General features: G+C 66.4%; 27 protein-coding genes and 1 pseudogene. 11 read left to right on the top strand and 17 right to left on the bottom strand.

Annotation, left to right across the window (positions count from 1 at the left end; translation table 11 throughout):
* Positions 1-44 precede the first annotated feature (44 nt).
* Positions 45-1034: a prolyl aminopeptidase gene (gene pip / locus HY058_14760; protein ID MBI3498557.1), complete on the top strand. Its 990-nt coding sequence runs from the start codon at positions 45-47 to the stop codon at positions 1032-1034.
* 45 nt (positions 1035-1079) lie between these two features.
* On the opposite strand, the gene HY058_14765 is transcribed toward pip, so the two are convergent.
* Positions 1080-1310, bottom strand: coding sequence for a hypothetical protein (locus HY058_14765; protein MBI3498558.1), 231 nt, complete (start codon positions 1308-1310; stop codon positions 1080-1082).
* Positions 1311-1379: 69 nt separating this feature from the next.
* On the opposite strand from HY058_14765, the gene HY058_14770 reads away from it, so the two are divergent.
* Positions 1380-1784 (top strand): hypothetical protein, encoded by a 405-nt coding sequence (locus HY058_14770; GenBank protein MBI3498559.1) that lies wholly within the window; start codon positions 1380-1382, stop codon positions 1782-1784.
* Between the two features lie 224 nt (positions 1785-2008).
* Here HY058_14770 and HY058_14775 read toward each other — a convergent pair whose 3' ends face one another.
* A complete protein-coding gene (locus HY058_14775) occupies positions 2009-2749 on the bottom strand; it encodes a CBS domain-containing protein (GenBank protein MBI3498560.1) in 741 nt (246 codons plus the stop codon).
* A 365-nt stretch (positions 2750-3114) separates the two neighbouring features.
* On the opposite strand from HY058_14775, the gene gndA reads away from it, so the two are divergent.
* From gndA to HY058_14795, 4 genes are all read left to right on the top strand, one after another.
* Positions 3115-4512 carry an NADP-dependent phosphogluconate dehydrogenase gene (gndA, locus tag HY058_14780; protein MBI3498561.1) on the top strand — a complete coding sequence of 466 codons (1398 nt, stop codon included), beginning with the start codon at positions 3115-3117 and terminating at the stop codon, positions 4510-4512.
* Between the two features lie 23 nt (positions 4513-4535).
* Positions 4536-5006, top strand: coding sequence for a gluconokinase (locus HY058_14785; protein ID MBI3498562.1), 471 nt, complete (start codon positions 4536-4538; stop codon positions 5004-5006).
* Positions 5007-5201: 195 nt separating this feature from the next.
* Complete coding sequence (locus HY058_14790) at positions 5202-6854, top strand: serine hydrolase (GenBank protein MBI3498563.1); 1653 nt, start codon at positions 5202-5204, stop codon at positions 6852-6854.
* Between the two features lie 41 nt (positions 6855-6895).
* Positions 6896-8185, top strand: a complete 1290-nt coding sequence (locus HY058_14795; GenBank protein ID MBI3498564.1) for an ATP-grasp domain-containing protein — start codon at positions 6896-6898, stop codon at positions 8183-8185.
* 18 nt (positions 8186-8203) lie between these two features.
* On the opposite strand, the gene HY058_14800 is transcribed toward HY058_14795, so the two are convergent.
* Entirely contained in the window at positions 8204-8434 is a 231-nt protein-coding gene (locus tag HY058_14800) for a hypothetical protein (GenBank protein MBI3498565.1), read from the bottom strand.
* Between the two features lie 139 nt (positions 8435-8573).
* Here HY058_14800 and HY058_14805 point away from each other — a divergent pair, with 139 nt between their 5' ends.
* Positions 8574-8960 carry a RidA family protein gene (locus HY058_14805; GenBank protein MBI3498566.1) on the top strand — a complete coding sequence of 129 codons (387 nt, stop codon included), beginning with the start codon at positions 8574-8576 and terminating at the stop codon, positions 8958-8960.
* A 236-nt stretch (positions 8961-9196) separates the two neighbouring features.
* Here the strand turns inward: HY058_14805 and HY058_14810 are convergent, their stop codons facing one another.
* Complete coding sequence (locus tag HY058_14810; protein ID MBI3498567.1) at positions 9197-10975, bottom strand: gamma-glutamyltransferase family protein; 1779 nt, start codon at positions 10973-10975, stop codon at positions 9197-9199.
* Between the two features lie 180 nt (positions 10976-11155).
* Between HY058_14810 and HY058_14815 the strand changes: the two genes are divergently transcribed.
* Complete coding sequence (locus HY058_14815) at positions 11156-11386, top strand: Arc family DNA-binding protein (protein ID MBI3498568.1); 231 nt, start codon at positions 11156-11158, stop codon at positions 11384-11386.
* A gap of 74 nt (positions 11387-11460) precedes the next feature.
* Here HY058_14815 and HY058_14820 read toward each other — a convergent pair whose 3' ends face one another.
* The 11 genes and pseudogenes from HY058_14820 to HY058_14870 form a co-directional block, all read right to left on the bottom strand.
* Positions 11461-11910, bottom strand: coding sequence for a c-type cytochrome (locus HY058_14820; GenBank protein ID MBI3498569.1), 450 nt, complete (start codon positions 11908-11910; stop codon positions 11461-11463).
* A gap of 25 nt (positions 11911-11935) precedes the next feature.
* Positions 11936-12031 (bottom strand): annotated as a pseudogene (locus HY058_14825) (cytochrome c family protein).
* A gap of 41 nt (positions 12032-12072) precedes the next feature.
* The gene (locus tag HY058_14830; protein MBI3498570.1) at positions 12073-12813 is read right to left on the bottom strand and encodes a cytochrome c biogenesis protein CcdA; all 741 of its coding nucleotides are present in this window, start codon (positions 12811-12813) and stop codon (positions 12073-12075) included.
* Between the two features lie 49 nt (positions 12814-12862).
* Positions 12863-13945 carry an SCO family protein gene (locus tag HY058_14835; protein MBI3498571.1) on the bottom strand — a complete coding sequence of 361 codons (1083 nt, stop codon included), beginning with the start codon at positions 13943-13945 and terminating at the stop codon, positions 12863-12865.
* Between the two features lie 128 nt (positions 13946-14073).
* Positions 14074-14706 carry an SCO family protein gene (locus HY058_14840; protein MBI3498572.1) on the bottom strand — a complete coding sequence of 211 codons (633 nt, stop codon included), beginning with the start codon at positions 14704-14706 and terminating at the stop codon, positions 14074-14076.
* A 16-nt stretch (positions 14707-14722) separates the two neighbouring features.
* A complete protein-coding gene (locus tag HY058_14845) occupies positions 14723-15160 on the bottom strand; it encodes a hypothetical protein (GenBank protein ID MBI3498573.1) in 438 nt (145 codons plus the stop codon).
* On the bottom strand, positions 15157-15690 hold the full coding sequence (locus HY058_14850; GenBank protein MBI3498574.1) for a TlpA family protein disulfide reductase: 534 nt from the start codon (positions 15688-15690) through the stop codon (positions 15157-15159). The genes HY058_14845 and HY058_14850 overlap by 4 nt, the downstream gene beginning before the upstream one ends.
* 56 nt (positions 15691-15746) lie before the next feature.
* On the bottom strand, positions 15747-16313 hold the full coding sequence (locus HY058_14855) for a DsbE family thiol:disulfide interchange protein (GenBank protein MBI3498575.1): 567 nt from the start codon (positions 16311-16313) through the stop codon (positions 15747-15749).
* A 32-nt stretch (positions 16314-16345) separates the two neighbouring features.
* Positions 16346-16801: a DUF411 domain-containing protein gene (locus tag HY058_14860; protein MBI3498576.1), complete on the bottom strand. Its 456-nt coding sequence runs from the start codon at positions 16799-16801 to the stop codon at positions 16346-16348.
* Positions 16802-16837: 36 nt separating this feature from the next.
* Positions 16838-18259 carry a multicopper oxidase family protein gene (locus HY058_14865; GenBank protein ID MBI3498577.1) on the bottom strand — a complete coding sequence of 474 codons (1422 nt, stop codon included), beginning with the start codon at positions 18257-18259 and terminating at the stop codon, positions 16838-16840.
* 602 nt (positions 18260-18861) lie between these two features.
* The gene (locus HY058_14870) at positions 18862-19068 is read right to left on the bottom strand and encodes a hypothetical protein (GenBank protein ID MBI3498578.1); all 207 of its coding nucleotides are present in this window, start codon (positions 19066-19068) and stop codon (positions 18862-18864) included.
* Between the two features lie 220 nt (positions 19069-19288).
* On the opposite strand from HY058_14870, the gene HY058_14875 reads away from it, so the two are divergent.
* A complete protein-coding gene (locus tag HY058_14875; protein ID MBI3498579.1) occupies positions 19289-19702 on the top strand; it encodes a hypothetical protein in 414 nt (137 codons plus the stop codon).
* Positions 19703-19944: 242 nt separating this feature from the next.
* Here the strand turns inward: HY058_14875 and HY058_14880 are convergent, their stop codons facing one another.
* On the bottom strand, positions 19945-20748 hold the full coding sequence (locus tag HY058_14880) for an MBL fold metallo-hydrolase (GenBank protein ID MBI3498580.1): 804 nt from the start codon (positions 20746-20748) through the stop codon (positions 19945-19947).
* A gap of 369 nt (positions 20749-21117) precedes the next feature.
* On the bottom strand, positions 21118-21594 hold the full coding sequence (locus HY058_14885) for a hypothetical protein (protein ID MBI3498581.1): 477 nt from the start codon (positions 21592-21594) through the stop codon (positions 21118-21120).
* Positions 21595-21889: 295 nt separating this feature from the next.
* On the opposite strand from HY058_14885, the gene HY058_14890 reads away from it, so the two are divergent.
* Both HY058_14890 and HY058_14895 read left to right on the top strand, forming a co-directional pair.
* Entirely contained in the window at positions 21890-22687 is a 798-nt protein-coding gene (locus tag HY058_14890; GenBank protein ID MBI3498582.1) for an ABC transporter permease, read from the top strand.
* 452 nt (positions 22688-23139) lie between these two features.
* Positions 23140-23556 (top strand): hypothetical protein, encoded by a 417-nt coding sequence (locus tag HY058_14895; protein ID MBI3498583.1) that lies wholly within the window; start codon positions 23140-23142, stop codon positions 23554-23556.
* Positions 23557-23675 lie beyond the last annotated feature (119 nt).

A 23675-nucleotide genomic window follows, 5' to 3' on the forward strand; every position in this document is an offset into this window, starting at 1 on the left:
GCATCGCCGGCCGCCCGCATCCTCCTCGAGAAAGACCTGAGGCCATGGACAGCCGATCGCTCTATCCCGAGATCGAGCCCTACAGCTCCGGCATGTTGCCGGTCGACAATCGCCACGCGCTCTACTGGGAGCGCTCAGGCAACCCCCAGGGCGTGCCCGCGCTCTTTCTCCACGGCGGTCCCGGCGGCGGCACGCGTCCGGCCAATCGCCGCTACTACGATCCGGACTTCTTCGACATCATCCTCTTCGATCAGCGCGGCTGCGGCCGCTCGGTCCCCAATGGCGAACTCGCCAACAACGACACCCAGCACCTCATCGCCGACATCGAGAGCCTCCGCCAGCATCTCAGCATCGAGCGTTGGCTGGTGACCGGCGGCTCCTGGGGCAGCTTCCTCTCGCTCGCCTATGCCGAAGCGCACCCGGAGCGCTGCCTTGGCTTGCGCGTGCACGGGATCTTTCTCGGCAGCCGCGAAGAGGTCGACTGGTGGTACACCGGCATCCGCAACACCTTCCCCGAGCGCTGGCAGGCCTTCATCGAGTTCCTGCCGGAGGTCGAGCGCGGCAATCTGCTCGATGCCTTCCATCGCCGGGTGACCGATCCCGATCCGGCGGTGCACCTGCCGGCGGCGGTGGCGCTTCGCACCTATTCGGGGTGGACCCAGACCTTCCGCGAGGATCCCATGCACGTGGCCAAGCTCCTGGAGCCCCAGGCCTGCGTGCCGCTGGCACGGTTCTTCACGCATTTCGGCGTCAACGGCTTCTTCATGCCGGAGGGCACGATCTTGGCGAACATCGGTCGCATCCGCAGCCTTCCGGGAATCATCGTGCAGGGCCGCTACGACGTGGTCACCCGCATGCGCATCGCCTATGAGCTGAAGCAAGCCTGGCCCGAGGCCGAGCTGCAAGTGGTGACCGAGGCGAGCCATAGCGGCACCGAACGGCCGATGGCGGAGGCGTTGACCGGTGCCACCGAGCGGCTGAAAGCCCGCCTCAAGGCCGGCGGCGTTCAGCCAAGAGCCGGCTCACGCGCCTAAGGGTGGCCCAGCGATCGAATCGCTGGCGCCGGGCGGCCGCGGCATTCACTCCTTCAGGCGCCGCTCGAGCTCCGCCAGCACCTGGGAGCGGAAGCGGCCGCCTTCGGCCCGGGCCTTCTCCAACAGGCGCACCGCCAGGCTTTCCTTCGGCGGAAACCCCATCTGGTGGCGGGCCATGCGCTCGGCCATGTCGAGAACCTCCGGGTCCACGCGCTGCCGGAGCTCCCGGATCCGCATCATCGCCTTTTCGCGCTCGGCGGACATGAGGGCCAGCACATCACAGCCATCATTGCCTGGCAAGCCTCGGGCCACCCCGTGTAAACTACCGCCACGATGAAGTGCTGCATGTGCGAGGCGAACGCGATCGTCAGCTTCGGAGTCACGAAGGCGGCAGCCCAACGCTACAAGCAGGCCAAGCGTACCTACTACGCCTATGGCCACCGCGAGACCCTGCTGGTGTTCTGCGACCAGCATTTCGAAGAGGCAGCACTCACTTGGCCCGGGCTTGCCACCAATCCCGTGCAGCCGGTCAACCGCTACAAGCAGGCAGGTGTGACCGCGATCGAGCGTTTGCGTGGCAAGCTGCAGGAGCCGGCGACGCGCGAGCGGGTGCTGATGCTCTGGCGCGAGGCGGCGATCGAGGACCGGCGTTCGAGCCGGGCGGTCGGATCGCGCCGGCGCAACCGCGCCGGGGAGGAGCACACCATCCGCCTCCTGGAGCAGATGCGCGATCTCTTGGCGAAGAGCTAGGGCGCACTACTCCTTTCTCACCTCTCCCTGGGGGTGGGTTTCGGGAGGGGGTGAGGATCACCCCCTCCCCGTCCCTCCCTGGGGGAGAGGTCGCGCGCCGCTGGCGCGCGGGTGAGGGGAGGCGCCTGCTGCCAAGATCGGTGGGTGATGTGCGGGCGGGGCCCCTCACCCCGCCCCTCTCCCGGAGGGAGAGGGGGAAGAAAGACAGGAGGAAAGAGCGATGCTCAAGCCCGGGGCTGGAAGCCCTCGGCCATGACCGCGCCGCGGAAGGCGGTCTCGATCTCGAGCTGCTTCAGCTCGGCGCCGACGAAGTCGCGGGTGGAGACCACGCCCTTGAGCTTGCCGTTGTCCACGATCGGCATGTGCCGGTAGCCGGACTCGCGCATATGCCGCAGCGCCACCAGCGTGCTCTCCGAGGAAGGCATGGTGTAGGGGTTCTTGGTCATCACTTTCTCGAGCGTCGTCGTCTCCACATTGAGACCTTCGGCCACCACGCGCTTCACCATGTCGCGTTCGGTGAACACGCCCACCAGGACGTCCTTGGCGTCCATGACCATGATCGCGCCGATGTTGCGCTTGGCCATGGTCTTCGCTGCCTGGCGGACCGTGGCCGTCGGCGGTAGGCTGGCGATCTTCTGATTCTTGATGATATCGGCGATCTTGCGATTCATGCCGGTCTCCATTTCCCGCGCGGCCGCAATGGCTGCGCCGGCCATCTCCTGGGCCAGATCGAGGTTCAGTCGTGAGGACGGTTTTGCCGAGAGCGTGCGCACCACCAGCGCCAAAGCCAGCGCCTGCACCGCCTCGGCATCGCCCGGCCCCCCAGCCTTCGCCAAGCTTGCCAATATCTGCCCCAGGGTTTTTTCCACCTCGGCGGGCGCACGCACGCGCTGATCGAGCTGGAAGAACAGCTCCATCGGCACGCCGTCGGCGCGTTGTGTGTGGATTTTGAGTTTGCCGGTCATTGCGGGTGTCCCCGCTTTCCTCGACGAGGTGGTGGCCTTGATTGGCTCTGGCGGCATTATCCTCTCGCAGCCGCCATGGGCGCAATGGCGCCGTCTCGCACTGCGATGCGCCGATATCGCAATGCAATAGCGCCCGGTGCGATGATTCTGAAGGTCGTTGCCGAACTTCGGAATCTGAATCACACTCGTTCCAATGGATTAGTGGCCCGCTTTTCCCTGAAATTCGCGGCCGATTCTCAGGGGCGGGACACGTGCCTATTTCATCTATATGACGGAGCTGGCATTTCTCACGCCGGCTGGCCTGGCGCGAGGGCGCCGGGAAGGGCCGCATACCTAGGTGTGGCCGGTGCCGAGAGCGGTGGGTGATGAGGGCAATCGGGCTGATCGGGCTGGGGGTGATGGGGCGCAATCTGGCGCTCAACCTCGCCGGACACGGCATCGCCGTCCACGCCTACGACCTGGATGAAGCCGCCCGCACCGGTCTTGCCGGCCTCGAATCCATCCGTCTTTCCCGCTCGCCCGCAGCGCTGCTCGCTGGGCTCGAGCGGCCGCGGGCAATTCTGGTCATGGTCAATGCCGGCGCGGCGACGGATCGGGCGATCGAATCCCTGGAGCCGGGTCTTAGCGCCGGCGACATCCTCGCCGATGGCGGCAATGCGCATTACACCGACACCATCGGACGCGCCCGCGCGCTCGGGAAATCCGGGGTGCGCTTCCTCGGCCTCGGCGTCTCCGGCGGTGCCGAGGGCGCGCGCCTCGGCCCGGCGCTGATGGCGGGGGGCGATGCCGGCGCCTTCCGGGAGCTCGAGCCGATCCTGGACGCGATCGCGGCCAAGGCCGGCGGTCGCGCCTGCCTCGGCTATTTCGGCGGCGACGGCGCCGGACATTTCGTCAAGATGGTGCACAACGCCATCGAATATGCAGTCATGGCGGCGATTGCCGAGGCCTGGTTCGCGCTGCGTCATCTCGCCGGCCTCGCCCACGGCGAAGCGGCCGAAGCGATCGCCGGCTGGAATCGTGGGGAGGCTCAGAGCTATCTCCTGGAGATCACCGCCGACGTGCTCGGGCGCATCGATGGTGCCAGCGGCCAACCGCTGGTCGAGATGGTCCTCGACCGGGCCGAGCAGAAGGGCACCGGCGCCTGGGCGGTGGAAGCCTCGCTCGCTCTCGGCGTGGCGGCGCCGAGCCTCGCCGAGGCGGTGTTCGCGCGCACGCTCTCTTCGGCAAAGGAGGAGCGGGTCGCAGCCGAATTGCGTCTGGGCTCGCCCTTGCACGTCGACCCCAGCCAGCGCGACGCGCTGCGCCGGCAGCTCCCCCGCGCGCTCTTCGCCGCCACGCTTGCCTGCTACGCCCAGGGTTTCCAGCTCTTGGCGGCCGGCTCCAGCCAGCATGGCTGGAACATCGATCCGGCCGCGGTGGCGGAGGTTTGGCGGGGCGGCTGCATCTTGCGGGCGGCGCTCTTGGACCCGATCGCGGCTGCGTTTCGCGGCGCGCCCGGACTTGCCAATCTCATGCTCGATTCCGCCCTTGCCGCGGCGATGGCGGAGCGCGAGGCGGATTGGCGGGCGATGGTCGCGGCAGCTCTCGTCGGCGGCGCACCGGTGCCGGTTCTGGCCTCCGCACTCGCCTATGCCCAGGGCTACCGCACAAAGCGCGGCGCCGCCGCACTCATCCAGGCCCAGCGCGATCGCTTCGGCGGGCATGGCTTCCAGCGCATCGACCGGCCCGGCAACCATCACGGACCATGGAGCGGGCCCGAGTGAAAGACCCTATCGTGATCGTGCTCATGGGCGTGTGCGGCTCCGGCAAGTCGACCGTGGGCCAGGCGCTGGCACGCAAGATCGGCGCCGACTTCGCCGAGGGCGACCGGTGGCACCCGCCTGAGAACATCGCCAAGATGACGAAGGGGGTGCCGCTGGAGGATGCCGATCGCTGGCCCTGGCTCGATGCCCTCGCCCGGGCGATCGAAGGCTGGGTCGCCGCCCGGCAACGCACCGTGCTCACCTGCTCGGCGCTCCGCGAGTCCTACCGCGAGGTGCTGACCCAGGGCCGCGCCGGCGTCAGCCTCGTCTATCTCAAGGGCGATCAGCAGCTGATCGCCGAGCGGCTTGCCCGCCGGCGCGACCATTTCATGCCGGCCGCGCTCTTGCCGAGCCAGTTCGCGCAGCTCGAGGAGCCCGCCGGCGTGCCCGCCATCGACATTGCCCCGCCGCCCGATGCGGTGGCCGAGACGATCAAGAAGACGCTGGGGCTGTAGCGGCGAGATGCCCCCACCCCGACCCTCCCCCACGCTGACGCATGGGGGAGGGAGCAGGAGGCGCATCTCGACTCCCTCCCTCGCCGAAAGCGGGGGAGGGCGGGGTGGGGGCATCATCCGACGCGTCCGGCTCGCTCTTGCCAGGCACGCGCTCCTCGCGGCACCATCGATCCTCGAAACCGTGGGAGGGAACCCATGACCCAGGCAGCGAGACTTGTGCCGGCGGCGGCGATGGCGGTGCATCCCGTGCGCGGACGCTGGTCGGAAGCGATCGATGGTCTGTTTCGCGCCTGGGACAAGCCGGGCTCGCCCGGCGCCATCCTTGCCGTGATCAAGGACGGTGCCGTCGTCCATCAGCAAGGCTATGGCTTGGCCGTAGTCGAGCACGGGCTCCGCCACACGCCCACCACCCGCTTTCGGATCGCCTCGGTCACCAAGCACTTCCTGTCGGTGGTGGCGCTCCTCTTACAGGACGAGGGCAAGCTCAGCCTCGATGACTCGGTGCGCAAATACCTGCCCGAGCTGCCGGACTATCGCTACACGGTGACGCTCCGGCAGATGCTGACGATGTCGAGCGGCATCCGCGATCTGGGCGAGACCCTGACGCTCTCAGGCGTGATGACCACCACCACCATCGATGCCGCAGCGCTGCATGAGTTCGCCTGCCGGCTGACGACGCTCAACTTCCCGCCGGCGACCCAGATCTCCTACTCCAACACCAATTATCGCCTGGTGCAGGCGGTGGTCGAGCGCCTCACGGGGCAGAGCCTGGCCGAGCTGCTGCGCCAGCGCATCTTCGCACCCATGGGCATGACCATGACCCAGCTCTCCGAAGACCAGGGCGAGATGTTCCCGGAGATGGCCGGCGGCTACTGGTTCGATGAGGGCCGGATCCGGCTTGGCCGCTCCGGCATGCACTATTCCGGCTCCGGCGGCATCGTCTCCTGCCTGGCCGACATGCTGCTCTGGCATCAGGCGTTCCGCGACGGCGGCCCGTTCCGCCGCGGGCTCATGGGCGAGCTGGAGCGCCTCGGCCGGCTCGGCGACGGCCGCAGCCTCGACTATGCCTTGGGCCTCACCGTCACTAGCTACCGAGGGCTCCGCACCGTCGGTCATGGCGGCAGCCTTCCCGGCTTCAAGACGCAGCTCATGCGCTTTCCCGAGCACGATCTCGGCGTCATCATCCTCGCCAATCGCGAAGACGCCGTGCCCTACGCGCTCGCCCGCCAGATCGGCGATGCAGTGCTGGCCGAGCATATGCGACCGACGCTGGCGGTGCCCGCCGGCAGCGAGCGTCTCGCCGGCACCTATATCGACAAGGCCACCGGCTACACCCTCGATCTCAAGCTCGCCGAGGGAACGCTGAAGGCGAGCTTCCTCGGCGCCGACGAGGCCTTGGAGCCGACGCCGGATGGCGGCTTCAAGCAGACCGGCGGCCATATGGGGATCGTGCTGACACCGCCCGCCGCTACCGGTCGTCCGCAGCGTTGGCGCGGCACCATCGGCTGGGGCTTGGCCGTCGAATGGACCCCGGTCGAGGCGTTTCAGCCGGCGGCGAACGAGCTCGTCGCCTATCTCGGGCGCTATGTGAGCCCGGAGACCGGGGCGGTGCACCAGATCGCCATCCGCGACGGCCATCTTGCGATCCGCATGGGCTTGGGGCCGCATCCGACGCCTTGGGCCCCCTGCGAGGCGATCATCGCCGACGTCTTCCGCTTCGTCTCCAAGCATATGCAGTGGACGGCGCGGCCGGCGCTCCGCTTTCGCCGCGGCAAGGACGGCACCGTGGTGGCGCTGGAGCTCTCGGCCAATCGCAGCCGCGATCTCCTGTTCGAGCGCATGGCCTAGCGGCGCAGGCGCTACGCCTCGACTCCAAGGTCAGGCTCGTAATGGCCAGCGCCGCAAGCACGCCCAAGACCGTGCTGGTCATGGGCATGGACGAGGACATGGCGAGCCGCCTCGGCCGCGCACTCGGCCACCTGCCCTACCGGTTCGCCAAGCTGGGCGACGACGCCGACACCGATCCGTGGCGCTGCAAGCCGAGGGAGTTCCTGGCGCGCGCCACGGCCGAGGTGCGGGCCTCGCCCACGCCGGTCGCCGGTATCATCGGCCTCGATGATTTTCCGCCGAGCCTCTTGGTGCCGATGCTGTGCCGCAGGCTCGGCCTGCCGGCCAACGATCTCGCCGCCGTGCTCCGCTGTGAGCACAAATGGTGGAGCCGCCTCTGGCAGGCCCGCGCGGTTCCGGATGCGGTGCCGCCATTCCAGCTGATCGATCCGCGTCGTCCGCTTGAAGCCTCGGCGCTCGCGATCGGCTTTCCGTTCTGGCTGAAGCCGGTCAAGGCCTACATGTCGATGTTCGGCTTCAAGATCACGGGCGAGACGGAGCTCCGCGCCGCCATGGAAGAGGCCGGCGCCAAGCTGCCTTCCTTCGTCTCCAGCTTCGATGAGATCCTCTCGCTCGCGCCTAAGCGGGCGAAGCACGATGACGTGGACGGCACCCACCTCTTGGCCGAGGGCCTCATGTCCGGGCATCAATGCACGCTTGAAGGCTTCGTCGACCGCGGCCGCGTGGTGAGTTTGGGTGTGGTCGACTCGATCCGCTTCCCGAACCGGGTGAGCTTCAAGCGCTTCGACTATCCCTCGCGCCTGCCGCGTAGGGTGCAAGAGCGCATGGCCGAGGTGGTCGAGCGCTTCTTCACCGCCATCGGCTACGACAACGCGCAGTTCAACGTCGAGTTCTTCGTCGAGCGCTCCAGCGGTCGCCCGCTCATCATCGAGGCGAACAGCCGCTTGTCGCCGCAATTCGCCGATCTCTTCGAGAAGGTGGACGGCGTCAACACGCTGCAGACCCTGGTCGAGCTGGCGACCGGCGTGCCGCCCGCCGGCGGCGGCCGCCAGGGCCAGTTCCGCATGGCGGCGAGCTTCGTGCTGCGCAGCTTCGAGGACAAGCTGGTGCGCCGCGTGCCCGAAGCGGACGACCTGGCGCGCGTGGTCGAGGCCGTGCCCGATGCGCTGGTGCGCGTGCTGGCCGATACCGGCGACCGCCTCTCCACCTCCCCGCATCAGGACAGCTATAGCTACCGCTACGGGCTGGTGAATGTCGGCGCCGACAGCGAGGCCGAGCTGGTCGCCAAGTACCAGCGTGTCAGGGCGATGCTGCCCTTCGAATTCGAATGAGGCAAAGCCGAGCTTCCCTCAGCTCTTCTCGTCCCGCTCGGCGGAAAGTTCGGCCACCCGGTCGGCGATCCGGTGCCGGAGCGCGCCCGGCAGCGCATCGAAGGCGGCCTGGGCCAGCAGCACATCCACGAGCTGGCCGCTCTGGGCAGCCTTCAGTATGTCGCGATATGCTTCGCTCGCTGGGCCGACGATCTCGGCGATGCTGCGGGCGATGAGCGCGAGCGCCGCGCTTTGGCTGAGGCGGGACATGGGCGACAGGAAGGCGTGACTGGGACCGTTGCAGGGAGGCGCCGGCGGCACCTTACATGGATTTCCCGCGGAGGCTAATCCGGTTTGAATCAAATCCACTCTAAATGCATTCTTTGCCTCTAACGCACGGAGATTGCCTATGAATCGTGCATTTTCCCCACCCACCGCACCGGCTCCGGCCTCCTCCTACAGCCAGGCGGTGGAAGTCCCGGCAAATGCCCGCTGGCTGGTCATTTCCGGACAGGTGGGTGTCGCCCCGGACGGCAAGGTGGCCGCCGGCATCGAAGCCCAGCTCGAGCAGATCTACACCAACATCGCCGCGGTCCTGAAAGCCGGCGGCATGGACGTGCCCGACCTGGTCAAGCTCACCGTCTATCTGTTGAAACCGGAGGACATCGCGGCCGCGCGCAAAGTGCGCGACAAGCACCTGGGCGGCCACAAGCCGGCCTCGACCCTGGCGATCATCGCTGCGCTCGCGAGCCCGCAATTCCTGGCGGAGGTCGAGGCGATCGCCGCCAAGGCGTGAGGCTGCGCGCTCGTGCACGTTCAGCTTAGATGTGATCACCCGTCACGTCCGCCCTATCCTTGAGCGTAATGGGCAAGACGGAAGGCATCGTCACCTCTCCTTGGGGAGAGGTTGCGAGCGGTAGCGAGCGGGTGAGGGGACGCGGCGGTTGCAGGCTTTGCACGACCTCTCTTGCTCCCTCTCCCAAGGGAGAGGGAGCAAGAGAGGACCATCGATTCTACCTAGCGGGAACGCGCTCAGCGCCCGAGGGCGTAGCCCTGCATGCCGCGCGGGTTGGCGCCGGCTTTGAACAGCGTCCCGTCCTTGGCGACGGCCGACAAGCGGCCCTCGCTCCAATCGCCACCGGCCTCGGCTGCGTGGCCGCGCCGCTTCAGCTCTTCCACGGTCTGGGGGTGGAAGCGGCCCTCGACCACGACCCGGCCGGGCTTCGCGTCCCGGGGATAGAACGAGCTGGGGAAGTGCTCGGTGTGGAAGGCCGGGCACTCGATCGATTCCTGCAGATTCATGCCGTGATGGGCGACATGCAGGAAAAACAGGACCGACCACTGGTCCTGCTGGTCGCCGCCGGGCGTGCCGAAGGCGAGGTAGGGCTCGCCGTCGCGATAGGCGAAGGAGGGCGTCAAGGTGGTGCGCGGCCGCTTGCCGGGCTTGATGCCGTTGGGCCCGGTCTCGTCCAGCGAAAACAGCTGCCCGCGGGTGCCGAGGCAGAAGCCCAAGCCCGGCACCACCGGCGAGCTCTGCAGCCAGCCGCCCGACGGCGTCGCCGAGACCATGTTGCCGTGGCGGTCGATCACATCGAGATGGCAGGTGTCGTTGCCGTGGGTTCCGGTGCGCGCCATCGTCGGCTCGCCGGCGCCGCTCTGGTCGTAGACGCGGGTGGACGCCGTCGGCTTCGCCCAGTCGGTGCGCGGGTTGTAGCCCGGCACCGGACCGGCGACGAGCTCCATCGAGGCGTCCTTGCCGAGACGCCGGCGCCGCGCGTCATTGTAGGCATCCGAGAGCAAGGTCTCCATCGGCACCTTGACGAATTTCGGATCGCCGTAATAGGCCTCGCGGTCGGCGAAGGCGAGCTTGGCGCATTCGACCACGGTGTGGACGAATTCCGGCGACAAGGGATCGCTGCCCTCCAGGCCGAGAGACTTGAGCAAAGCCAATTGCTGCAGGAAGACCGGACCCTGGCTCCACGGACCGCATTTCAGCACGGTGTAGCGCCCGTATTGGTAGGAGAGCGGCTCTTCGAAGCTCGCCTGCCAGCGCGCCATGTCGTCGGCCGTCAGCTGGCCGGCATGGGGCTCGCCCGAGGTGTCCATGAGCTTGCTGCGGCAGAAGCGGTCGATCGCCTCGGCGACGAAGCCGCGATACCAGGCATTGCGCGCCGCCTCGATCTGCCTCACCCGGTCGCCGCCTGCCGCCTCGGCTTCCTTGACCACGCGTGTGTAGGTGGCGGCGAGATCGGGATTGCGGAAGAGCGTGCCGGCTTCCGGGATCTTGCCGCCGGGCTGATAGACCGCGGCCGAGCTCGGCCAATAGGTCCGATGCAGATCGGCCACGGATTCGATCGCCTGCGGGATGCGCGGCACCAGGGGATAGCCCTGGCCGGCAAAGCCGATGGCCGTCTCGAGCACGGCGCGGGGTCCGAGCGTGCCATGGTCGCGCAACAAGAGCATCCAGGCATCGAAGGAGCCGGGCACGGTCGCCGCCAGAAACCCGGTTCCGGGCACGAGATCGAGACCGAGAGAGCGGTAATAGGCCTCGGTCGCCTTCGCCGGCGCCACACCCTGGCCGCACAGCACCTTGGTCTTGCCCGACTTCGCGTCATGCACGATCGCCGGCACCTCGCCGCCGGGCCCATTCAGATGTGGCTCGACGATCTGGAGGGCAAACGCGGTCGCCACCGCGGCATCGAAGGCGTTGCCGCCCTTCTCCAGGATCGCCATGCCGGCGGCGCTGGCGAGCCAATGAGTCGAGGCAACCATGCCGAAGGTGCCGAGGAGTTCCGGTCGGGTGGTGAACATGGGTCTCTCTGGAAGGGTACGGTGAGCCGCGAGATCGAGGCGGATGCGCCCAGAGTAGTGCCGAAGCGCGGAGGCCTGCAACTCGCGCCAGCCTCAGCGGCGCCATCGGAGATGGTTGCATCGAGGGGGTCGATGGCTATTTTGGTCCGGAATGGAGGCAATTTGGAGCCGACGGTGCCGATCAACCTGTCCATCAAGAATGTTCCTGGCGACATCGTCGCGCGGCTCCGGCAGCGCGCCGCCCGTCACCACCGCTCGCTCCAGGGAGAGCTCATGGCGATCATCGAGGAGGCGGTGCGCGCGCCGCAGCTCTCGACGCCCGATCAAGTCCTGGCGGAAGTCCGCCGGATCGGCCTGCGGACGCCGGTCGCGTCCGTCCGCATGATCCGCGCCGATCGCGATGGCCGTTGAGGTCGCCGTCGCCGCGGCCTTTCGTCATGTGGTCCATCATCGGATCTTTCCTCCGGAGTCTCTGATGGAAATGCTCACCTCGTGGTTTGGTTCATCTGCTCCTGACGCAATCGAATCTCTTGCGGCCAGCTATTCTTGATGAAGGCGAGGACCGCCCAGATCTGCCGGTCGGAGAGTGTCGGTCCGAAGGCCGGCATGTCGCTCTCGTAGCCGGGCACCACGGCCGACAATCCGTCCTTGGTGATCGTGAACAGTTGGCGATCCGGGTGGTGCCAGGTGTGACCGTCTGCGTCGTGCGGCGGCGCCGGCAGGCGGCCATTGGCCAAGCGCTCGCGCCAGTTCGGTTGCCCTTCGAGGTCCTTGCCGTGGCAGCTTGCGCAGTGCACGGCGTAGACCGCGCGTCCTTCGGCGACGAGGCGCGGGTCGTCGGCATTGGCAGCACTCTGGCCTCGCCACTGTAGCCAGACCGCGACGGTCCCCGCGGCCGCTGCAACCGCCGCGGCGCTGAGACCATAGGCGAGCATTTTCTTGGCGGGACCCACGAAGCGATCAGCATTCATGCTTGATCGCCGCGGTGATCTCGCCGGGATCGGCGAAGATCACTGACGCCCGATCGCCCATCATCCCGGCGCCGACGATGGCGGGAACGCGGCGAAATCGATTGGGTCGCTGATCTCCGGGCCGGATCATCCGATGCTCGCGAATCCCGGAATCGTTTCGAGCAGCCAATAGGCGAAGGTCGACATGGTGCCGGTGATCATGGCTATTCCCATGACCACCATGACCCCGCCGGCCAGCACCTGCAGAGACCGGCCGAGGCGGCGGAGCGGGCGAAGACGCGTCGCGACCGTATCGGTGCACGCCGCCGCGACGAGGAAGGGCAGGCCTAGGCCGAGCGAGTAGATCGCAAGCAGGATAATGCCTTGCTGCACCGTTGCGGTGGTGGCGCTCACGGTCAGAATCGCCCCCAGCACCGGCCCGATGCAGGGCGTCCAGCCGAAGGCGAAGGCGAGGCCGAGGACGAAGGCGGCGATCGGCGTGCCGCCACCCAGGTTTTCGCCGAGGCGCCATTCGCGCTGCAGCCATTGGAGCCGGAGCGCTCCGGTCATAGCGATGCCGAACAGAATGACGATGACCCCGCCGATGAGGTTCGTTTCGTAGCGATGCCGCAGCAGCAGGTGGCCGATCGCGGTGGCGCTGGCTCCGAACAGGACGAACACGGTCGAGAAGCCGAGAACGAAACAGAGGCTGAGGCCGAGAACCGGCAGCCTCGATCGGGTTCGCTCTTCTGGCGAGGGTCCGCTCAACGGTCGCCCGGCAATGAAAGAGAGATAGCCGGGTACGAGCGGGAGGACGCATGGCGACAGAAACGAAACCGTTCCCGCAAAGAACGCCGTCGCCAGACCGACTGCCGAAAGATCGATCAACATGGCAATTCGGAGCACGCGCCTGGGCGGCCGAGGGCTCTGCCAAGCCTCATCTGCCCGAAAGGTGGTTCCGGTAGCGCAGGAGACGCGGCGGCGTGGTGCCCGTCTTGTCGTTCTGCACGTCGCCCTCGACCAGCACCGGCGTGATTGAGAGACGCGGGCCTTTGGGACCGATGCGATAGGTCTCCGGCACGACCCAAACGCTCGACTCATGGAAAGCGCCGACGCCGCATGCGGTGCGGCTCGGCAGTTTCGTGATCGTCAGCAGCAGGTTCTTGGCGGTTTCGTCGTCGCGAGCGATCCGGGCGTCGGCAGCGACGGCGAGGATGTTCTTGGTATTGCCATTGTAGGCCCAGTAGGTGACGCCGGTGTCGTTGTCCCGAGCCAGCCGGAACAGGAAGTCGCCATTGTCGAGCCGCTGCAGGTTGCTGAGATCGGCGCGTTTGAAGATCTCAAGATTGCCGATCTCCTTTGGGGCCGCGGCGTCGGTCCTGGCCGGCGCGACCGGCTTCTTCTGCGGCAGGTACCGCTCGACCTCCGCCACGATCGCCTCGGGCTCGGTGCCGGAGGGGAGCATGGCGAGGAAGTGTCCGTCCGTGTCCACGAGATACAGCAGGCCTGGATGACCGAAGGTGAACTCGTAGGAACCGGCCGCCGTCGGCGCCATGCGCTCGAACTCCACCTTGTAAGCCTTCGTCACCATGGCGATCTGCTCGGGTGTGCCCGTCAGCCCGAGGAAGCGTGGATGAAGCGGGCCCAGCCAATCGGCCAGGCGCTCCGGGGTATCCCGTTCCGGATCGATGGTGATGAAGAGCGGCTGCACGCCCGCCGCCCGGCTGCCCAGCAGATCCATCGCGGCCGCGATGTTCTGGGCGTCGAGAGGGCAGATGTCGGGGCAGTTCGTGTAGCCGAAATAGATCAGCATGAGCCTGCCGCGGAATTGGGCGTCCGACACCGTCCGGCCGTTATGGTCGAGAAGGGTGAAGGGTCCGCCGATCTCTCCCGCGGCGTCCGCCGCGGAGGATTTCGTCGCGGGATTGTGAGCGACGGCAGCCGAGGCGAGTGCGGCCGTGAGGACAGCAGTGCCGAGCATGGCAAGGGCGCGGCGGAGGCCGGTCATGGGCTTGAGCATCGGGAGTCCTCCATGAAGGATTGCTCTATAGGAGTTCGGCCGATGAGGCCGAGAGGTTACACGTCGCGAGGCCAGCGGATCCATGAACCGGTCCGCCGATCCGGCGCACGACCTTCGTTTCCTCGCGTTCAATGGTCGTCATTGGAGAGCGCGTTGACGTAGAGGATCAAATTGGTCTCGCCGAAGTCGAGGCCATGGAAGCGCGCCCTGAGATTGCCGCTCTTGTCGATCACGTGGGTCACCGCGCCGTGCATCAGCATGCCGTCTTCTCCCGGCGTGAACTCCAGCCCGTAGCGCTTGGCGATCCCTCGCGTCGCCGCAGGCTTGTCGGCCCCGCTGGTGAGGAAGACCCAGTTCGCCGGTTCGAGCCCGTGCGCCGGTCCGTAAGCCTTGAGCGCGTCGGGCGTGTCCCGCGCCGGATCGGTGGTGACGGTCATGAACTCGACGATGTCGCGCATCGGCGTCCGGTTCACCTTGGTCTGGATCGAGGCCAGCTTCTCGCTCTGCAGCGGGCAGATATCCGGGCAGTTCGTGTAGATGAACCACAGGACCACCACCTTGCGGCGGTAGTCGGAGAGGCTGACGGCGCGGCCGCCGGCGTCCGTGAGCGTGAAGCCGGCTGCCGGGCGGTTCACGAATTCGACGAAGGGCTCGCGCTTGAAGAGCTGGTCCTCGAGCTCCTTCAGCGAGTGGGCCGAAGCCGGCTGCAAGGCGAGCCAGAGGATCGGCGGGACCAGGAGGCCGAGCGGTCGCAGGGTCACGAGGACGCCTGGCACCTTAGGTCCTTACCTTGGAAATCAGCGGCTCGGAGGTTCGAGGTGCGGACCTGTCGCCGCCGACCGCCGGCTCCAAGGGGATCTCCTCGAAGGTCCCCTCGATGGTGATCGGCTCCGGCCGCGCGGCCGATGCAAGCGGGCCGATCGGCGGGTTCACGACTGAGCTCGTCTCCGGCATGCTCGGCGCCTGGCCCGCTTGGGTCGAGCACGACTTGCCGCCCATGCTCTGCATGCAGATGCCGAGCGCGCACATGGCGAGGCAGGGGAGCACCGACAGCAGGATCGGGGCGACGCCGATGGCGGCGAGCCAGCCCCAGCCGAGCGATAGGCCGACCGTCGAGAGGACGATGGCGGCCACGATCAGTCCGCGCCGGCCGGTGAGCCAGGTGCGAGCCACGGCAAACACGTCTTGGCCGATTGTAGGATTGACGGATCTCATGGAGTCTTTTCCTTCGAATTCGAGGTTGCGGGGGCAGCGATGGCGCGGGCGATCAGCGCGACGATTTCGGCGCTGTCCCATTCCGACTGGCCGATGAGACGTCCGAGCTCGGTGCCGTCGCGGCCGATGAGCAGCGACGTCGGCAACCCGTAGACGCCGAGATCCCGCGCCGCCTTGCCCGAGCTGTCGAGATAGAGGGCAAGCTTGACGATGCCGATCTCCGCATAGAACCGGCGCACCGGGTCCATGCCGGCGCGGTCGATGGAGAGTGCCACCACCTCGAAATCCGGCCCGCCGAGCTTCGTCTGCAGCCGGTCGAGCGTCGGCATCTCCTGGCGGCAGGGGACGCACCAGGTGGCCCATAGGTTCAGGAGGACCACCTTGCCCCGGAAGTCCTCGAGGCCGAGGCCGTGTCCCTCGCCATCGGTGAAGCGAATGGCCGGGACCGGCTGTGGGATCTCGTGCAGCTGCAAGACGAGGCTCCGTGCCTCAGCCATCCTCGCACCCGTCGACAGCACGAGCGCCAGCATCAGCACGGCGATGGCCGCCCAAGGAGAGGCCAAGAGATCGTTCGGCCGAAGATGGGTCATTGCTGCAGCCTCGCAATGAGCGGCAGGATTTTCTCCCGGAGGTCCCGCGGCGTCAGCGCGCCGATCTGCTTGAAGGCGATGCGCCCGTCCCGGTCGATGACATAGGTCTCGGGCACGCCGTAGACGCCCCAATCGATGGCGACGCGACCGTCGCGGTCGGCTCCGGTCCGGGCATAGGGATCGCCCATGGTGTCGAGCCAGCGCGCGGCGTCGGCCGGCGGATCCTTGTAGTCGATGCCATAGACGGGGACCGGTCCATCATGGGCGAGCCGCATCAGCAGCGGATGCTCCTCACGGCAGGCGACGCACCAGGAGGCGAAGACGTTGACGAGCGAGACCCGGCCCTTGAGATCGTCGCTGGACAATCCGAGAGATCGTCCCTGCACCGGCGGCAGCTTGAATGTCGGCGCCGGCTTGCCGATGAGGGCCGAGGGCAGGTCTTGCGGATTCCCGGTGAGGCCGACAGCGAGCACGACGGCGATCCCGGCGAACGCGACCAGCGGCAGGGCGAGCCAAAGCCGGCTGGAGCCTCGCTCCGTCGCGCCCAAAGACGCATCGACCATCGGCCGGTCTCGATGCAGCTCCGTCGCCACGGTCATTGCGTCCCGAACGCCGGCGCACCCGGCGCGATCTGATAGACCGTGAGCGGGCCGCTCTTGGGACCGTCCATGCCGGGCGTGCCCATGGGCATGCCGGGGAGCGAGATGCCGGTGATCTTCGGGCGTTCACGGAGCAGCCGGTGGATGAGGTCGACGGTCACGTGGCCCTCGACCACATAGCCGTCGATCATCGACAGATGGCAGCCTTCGAGGCTCGTAGGCACGCCGCGCTCCTTGCTGATGAGCGACAGATCCTGGGTGTAGACAACCTTCACCTTGAAGCCGTTTTGCCTGAGATAGGTGGCGTAGTCCTCGCAGCAGGTGCATTGCGGATTTTTGTAGAGCGTCACGTCCTTCGAGCTTGCCGGCGCCGCTGCCGGCGTCGCTTGGGCCAACGCCTGCAGCGGCGCCAGCAATCCCGCCAGCAGCGCTGCGACGATGAGCGTTCTCATGGTTTCTCTCCTTTCAATGTCGTCTCGGATGCGCGCTCAAGCCACGCGGATGACCGTCATCATCCCGCCCTCCTGGTGGTCCGGGATGTGGCAGTGGATCATCCAGTCGCCGGGATTGTCGGCGACGAAGGCGATCTCGGCCTGCTCGCGCGGCGGCACCAGCACGGTGTCGCGCCACTCCCGGTACCGGGTCGGCTTGCCGTTCCGGGTGACCACGCGGAAGGAATGGCCATGCAGATGGACCGGGTGATACCAGGCAGTCTCGTTGCGGATGGCGAGGAGCGCCGTGGCGCCGCGCCGGAGCTTGATCGAGGGCATGAGGTCGTGGGCCATGGCGGCGACACCGTTGATCGACCACATGGCGCTGCCCCGCATCATGCCCATCATGCCGCCCCCCATCATTCCACCCTGGGAGCCGCCGCCCATCATTCCGCCTTCCAGCACGATCTCGTGCCGTTCCGCGGCCGCAAGATCCGGTTCCGGCATGGTGTTCGGCGGGAGGCGCGCAATATCCTCCGCCGTGCGGCGCGGCAGCGGCGTCTCGTCGCTGTACGCAATGGTGACGAGCCGATAGGTGAGGTTGTCATAAAACGGGTCGATGATCGGCAATCGGTCCCTCGGCTTCCCGGTCAAATCCAGGATCAAATCCGTCCGCATCGCGGGGCCGAGCACGACTTGCTCGTCTTCGGGCTCGTGCGGCTCGACCGGCTGTCCGTCATAGGCGATGACAAACGGCCGATGCCCGCGGAACTCCAGAGCGAAGACGCGGGCCGCCGCGGCGTTGATCAGCCTGAGCCGGATCCGCTCGCCGGCACGCACGGTGAAATCCTTCGCGACTTTGCCGTTGACGGTGACGGTGTTGCCGATCCGGCCGGCCATCGCCATCTCCATCCGGTTCTCGAAACCGCCGGCGATGGAGGCGTCGCGCAAGAGACGAAAATCGCCGAGCACCCAGACCACGTCGCGGTCGACCTTCGGCGGCTCCGGCTCCTCGACGATGAGCGGGCCGTAGAGGCCGCGTCCGATCTGCTCGGGGCTGTTGTCGTGCGTGTGGTACCAGTAGGTGCCGGCGTCCGGCAGGTCGAATTCGTAGGTGAAGCTGGCGCCGGGCTGGATCGTGTCCTGGGTCAAACGGGGCACGCCGTCCATGGCGTTGGGCACGCGGATGCCGTGCCAATGAACGGTCGTGCCCTCCTTGAGACGGTTCTCGACGACGGCGCGCAGCCGCTCGCCCTGGCTGAGGCGGATCTCGGGCCCCGGAACGGTGCCGCCATAGCCCCACACCGCGGTCTCGGGATGGGGCGATCCGACGATGGGCACGCGTCCGGGCTTGGCGATGAGGCGCAAGCCGATCGGATCGGCAGCGGCGATCGCCGGGTGCGGCACGGCGGCCGCGAGCGCGACACTACCCGCCGCGATGATGAAATCTCTGCGGCACAGAGCTGGAGTCGTGGTCATCGGTAGTCCTCACGACCTCGCGCACGGCGTATCGGGTCCAGATGCGCGTAGGATGTCGACGCAAGACGACAGGCGCCGTCAGGCGTCTCAGGCGACGAACGAGACCGCGATCCGCCGACAGGCGGATCAGGGTCTTAGGCCCGTGAGGACGCTTTGGGAGGGTGGGGGTCGACCTGGCGCGGGACGCCGAGATCCTGAGGAACGGATTGTGCCGTCCAAATCACCACGCCTTGCCGCTCGACGGCAGCAAGGACGGCCGGAAGAGCGACGAACGACGGACACGTCGCATCGCAACCGGCGACCGCCATGCCGTTGCCCTTGCTGTCCGTTGGGCAACCCGCGCAACCAGACTCGCTGGCATGACCGATGCTGACGACCGTCCCCGTCTTCCCGGATGCATCCTGCATCCCTGCCGCCATGGGTGCTGCAAACGCCAGCGCCGGCCCAAGCACAAGGACCGCGACCAGGGAAATCCGCACGATGCGAGCGAGCAGGGGGAACGTCATCACGCTAACATATAGCGCCGATCGGCCGTAGTGCCAAGACGTGAGAGCGGAACATCGCCGATATGTCGGCGCTCGTGGGTAAATTTCGCAGAATCGTCAATCGGAACGGTGATGACGATCGGACCGCGAAGTCTCACGCCGATCCGGCTTGGCCTGGGGAATCTGCAGATAGGCGCGCTCGATCTGGGTGGGGTCATCGCCACGGCACGCCATGATTTCCAGGGCGCGGAGCAGATGATCGGCTACCCCGAGGTCCCGCTCACGGCATGCCCTGGCGAACGCAGCGGATACGTCGTCGGCCAAGGTGCATCGTCTTGCGGCCATCGTCGTTCTCCAAGGCTGACGACGCGAAACCGATCAGGCTCAGGAGAAGGTCACATTGCCGCAATCATGGCATTGCGGCAAGGCTCGCTAGAGTCCGGAGCCGACCGGCCCGCGCGGGGCAGCGTCTGTGCAGGCTCCATCGACCTCAGCGCGAGAAAAGTGTAGCCTGCCCCCGCTCCCAAACACGAGGAGAAGGTCGATGGAAAAGGTTAGCCGAAGGTCAGCATTGGCGATCGGATTGGCAGCTGCTTCTGCTGCCGTGATGCAGCCCGCCGCTTCGCAAACCACGGACCCGCTCGCCGGCAAGGACTCCGCGCCATATCCAGGAGTTGTGGTTCGGACCTATGGCGACAGCCCGGCCATGATCCCCGGTTTTAAGACCGTTTCGATGCGTGACGTAATCGTGCAGCCAGGTGCGAAAACCATGGGTCCGCCCATGGCGAATGCCATGGTCTGCCACGTCACCGAAGGTGAGCTTCGGGTGGAGCAAGATGACAAGACTTTTACGGCCAAAAAGAATTTCGTTTGGACCTGCGACAAGGGCACAAAGGAGCAGGCGTCCAACGTCGGGAACGTGGTCGCTATCATGCGGATCACGGACCTGAAGGCATAAAGCTCGAAAACCGGGGACGCGAAAACCCGGAACGGACCAGTCCGGCCGGCTGATCCCAATATTGCGGATCAGCCGTGCAGATGCCGATGGAGCTACGCCAGCTTGTGCAATGGTGCAGTCACGCCTGCCTTTCACAGCCCTGCTGATCGCGCGGTCGTCCGTGATCGAGGCGCTCAGCGCGCATGGCGTCGAGGTCGCTATGCTCGCCGGCGGTTTGTCACGGCCGCAACGCCGAGCGCCTGCTATCTCGTCAGGTCATAGACCTTCTTAAGTTCGGGATTGAGCAAGGTCACAGGCAGGCCGGAATCCTTGATCGCCTTTTCGTAGTCGGCGATGGTCGTACCGCCCGGCGGCACGACCAGTCGGTGGTGATGGGGGATGATGGTTTTTAGGTTCGGGTTGTCGGTTCGCAGCAATCGGACGACCTCGACGAGTTCCTGCGGGTCCTTGTTCGCCGACATGTGGAGGATGGCGACATCCGGCTTGTAGAGTCGGCCCCAGAGCTGCATGTCGAGGGTGAGCGCCGTGCTGCCGCCGAAATATACCGTCGTGCCGTTCTCGAACGTCATAACGAAGCCCATCGCCGCGCCGCCGTAGAGCTTGTCTGGCGTGCCCGAGCCATGTACCGATCCGACATTGCGGATGGTGATGCCGTCGATTTTGTTCCAATCGCCGGGGCTCGAGCGCAGGACCTGGGAGAGCGGTACTTTGCGCGGCTCGAAATAGACCGAATACATCTCGAAGCTGGTGACAATTTTCGCGCCGGTCTTGATCGCAATCTCATCTGTCGAGCCGACCTCGTCGCCATGCCCGTCGGCTACCACGATGACGTCGACCTTCGGGAAATCATCAACCTTGACCGGGCTGTCCGGGTTGGTGACGAAGGGGTTGATGAGGACGACCTTCCCGGTCGGTGAGGTCAGACGGAAGATCGACCAGGAGAACCACTCCAACTTGACAGGCGCGGTCTGCGCCTGCGCTCCGACCGGCGCCGCGATCCAGGCCATCACGATCAAGGCCGCTACGGCGATCCATCTCAACCGCATCTTTTCCTCCCCGATAATGTTGACAACACCTGCGGCCAGAATTCAGACCCATGAGGCCCGCCGGCCGTCACAATTGCAATGCACGGTCGCCTGACGCGGACTTCGATGCAGACCTTCGGCTACTGACGTCGTCGATGGACATGCAACACCTCTTACCGATCGTCGGCAGCTTGGCGGAAGCGAGCGGTCGGATTCCCAATACGGCCTGCGAACGGGGTTTTTTCCTTGCTTGGTTCCTGCTCGACCTTGCCGGCCATTGCCGGCCGGCGTCGTACTGAGGTTCGCTCGGGCGACCGCGGGTACAGTCGTACGGATCAAAAGTTGGAATGCCGAGGCGGTGCAGGTTGGGTTTAGCCAGCCGCTCGATCGTCAGGTACCGCCCCTCTCGGATAGAGCCCATTCGACCAGGTTCGCGAGCACGAGGCCGAATGCAACGTGTCCGATCAGGGAGGCAGCCTCCGGCATCACGGCTTCGTTCCCCTGGAACAGGTGACTCATGAACACTCCGGCGCCGATGATCGGCAGCAGCAGCAAATTGGCGGCGAGCCAGAGGACCGCGCCGCACAAGAGTCCGCGCACTATCGGGCTCGCCGGCAGGTACGGCCGGACCAATAGATAGGCAACGGGATAAGCGATCGAGCCGGTGACGTAGTGGGCCATGGTGCCGAGCACGGCGTTGTCGCCAAAGAAAGCGGTCAGGAGCTCGGTGACGTCCATCGGGAAGCCCGTGAGGAGAGGCGCCCCGTAATGCATGAGAAGGGTGAACACCAGAGTGGCAAGGAAGCCGGCGGCGATGGCCGCGGCAACAGCGCCTTGGCGTGAAACAATAGGAGCCGGGGCGGTCATGTTCGAACGGATTTCATGCTGACTGTGCCCCTATGAAGTATTCTGTCCTTGTTGCCAGCACTTCGTGCCGGCCCCGTATTTTGATACTACATTCACGATCTTGTGAATGAAATTTGTGAGTGCCGAAGCGCCGAGCGGGCGAAATGCGCGATCTTCGAGGAATTCGATGCCACGACAACGCATTGCCGGAAATGAAGAGGTCGCCGTCGCACGGGCGGTACGCGAGCGACGCGCGGTCGCTTTCCCCGCCTCGCCATGACCGTCGCTTAGCCAGACGGGTACGGTCGCACCGGCAATGGCGATGCACCCCGGCCCGCGCAGTTTTGGTGGCGTCAACTGGATCGGCCTGCGGACGTTATCCGAGCGCGAGGTGAGGCGCTTCCTCAAGGTTGCCGCCCAGACCGTCATCGGGCCGGTGGTGACGACTTTGTTGTTCCTCGTGGTGTTCTCCGTGGCGCTGGGCCGCAGAGCCGCACCCGCCGACGGCATCGCCTACCTGGAGTTCCTGGCACCCGGCCTGATCATGATGACGATGGCGCAGAACGCCTTCGCCAATACGTCCTCGTCGCTTCTCATCGCCAAGGTGCAGGGCACCATCGGCGACCTCTTGATGGCGCCGCTGAGCGCAGGCGAGCTCGTCTGCGGGTTCGCTCTCGGCGGGGTCACCCGCGGTCTCTTGGTCGGCATCGTCGTCGGCCTCGCCACGTGGCCCTTCGTGCGGTTCGGCTTCACGCATCCGGGCTATCTCATGTTCCACGCCCTCGCCGCGTCGCTTCTCCTGGCGCTGCTCGGCATTCTGGCTGGTCTCTGGTCGCAGAAGATGGACCAGCTTGCCGCGGTGACGAACTTCGTCATCGCGCCGCTGACCTTCCTCTCCGGCACCTTCTATTCGATCGGCGACCTCCCGTCGGCGTTCCGGGCCGTGGCCTACCTCGATCCGTTCTTCTACATGGTCGATGGTTTCCGCTACGGCATCGCCGGTCACGCGGACGGTCCGCTTGCGATCGGTCTTATGGTGATGATCGTCGCCAACATCGCGCTCGCCGGCGCCTCGAGGCACCTGATCATGATCGGCTGGCAGCTGAAACCTTGAGTCGGCCTCCGCGACCCGAGCCGACCTTGCGCGTCCCCGGGGCTTGCCCCTCGGGCTGGGCCGCGTGCCGCAACCGACCGATGGTGGGGTAGTAGAAGCCTCGATCATTTGGCAATCGTGCGGCGTGCCATCAGAACAGCGCACCGCTGTTTTCTGCGATAATTCTACTTCTTGTTCCTGTAGGGGCTACAGGTGATATCTCTCTTAGAGGCAAGAGCCAAGAGCAGAGCGCCATGATGCAATCGAGGAATCGCAACGGCGGCACGAGCCGTGCGACTCGGCGGGGTGGACCATCTGGCGCCCGGCACCATAGTTGAGTTGCCGCGCGGGTGGGCGTGTAAGGCAACCACGTTTGCCGTACTGGCGGCTGGGCGGGAGCCCGTGATGCGAGGCTGGCGACGGTGACGCCACGAATGGACGAAGGCAGGTCTTCGGCCTAGATGGAGGGGATGGTGAACAGTATTCAGATCGGGCTCAGCGGCGCCGTCGCCGCGGGACAGCGGTTGGAGACGACGGCAAGCAACGTGGCCAACATCCGCACGCCCTCGGTGCCGAACCAGCCGCTAGCACCGCAAGTGGCATCGCCGGCCAACACCGCCCGGCTGTTCAGGCCGGCCCAGACCGTGCAGACCAACCTCGCGACCGGCGGTGTCAGCGCCTTCGCTGCTCCGGTCGTGCCGCCATCGGTGCCGGAGTTCAACCCAGATGGGGCCGATGCGGGCCCGAACGGCCTGGTCAACCGGCCCAACATCGATCCGGCGCGCACGGCGGTCGACCAGCTCGATGCTGTCCGCCAGCTCCAGGCGAACCTGATCACCATCCGCGCCGGAGACCAGGTGCTGAAGACCGCGCTCGACGTTAAGGCCTGAATGCGGATGGGAGCGGTCGGCGCCGCATCATCCGTCGTCGGTTGGCTGATGTTTCCCCGGCGTTCCACATATGGCCGACGTCATACTCGGCAGACTGGGTCCCCGGGATGGACTAGGGA

The organism is Pseudomonadota bacterium (genome assembly GCA_016195085.1).
Taxonomy (GTDB): Bacteria; Pseudomonadota; Alphaproteobacteria; order SHVZ01; family SHVZ01; genus JACQAG01.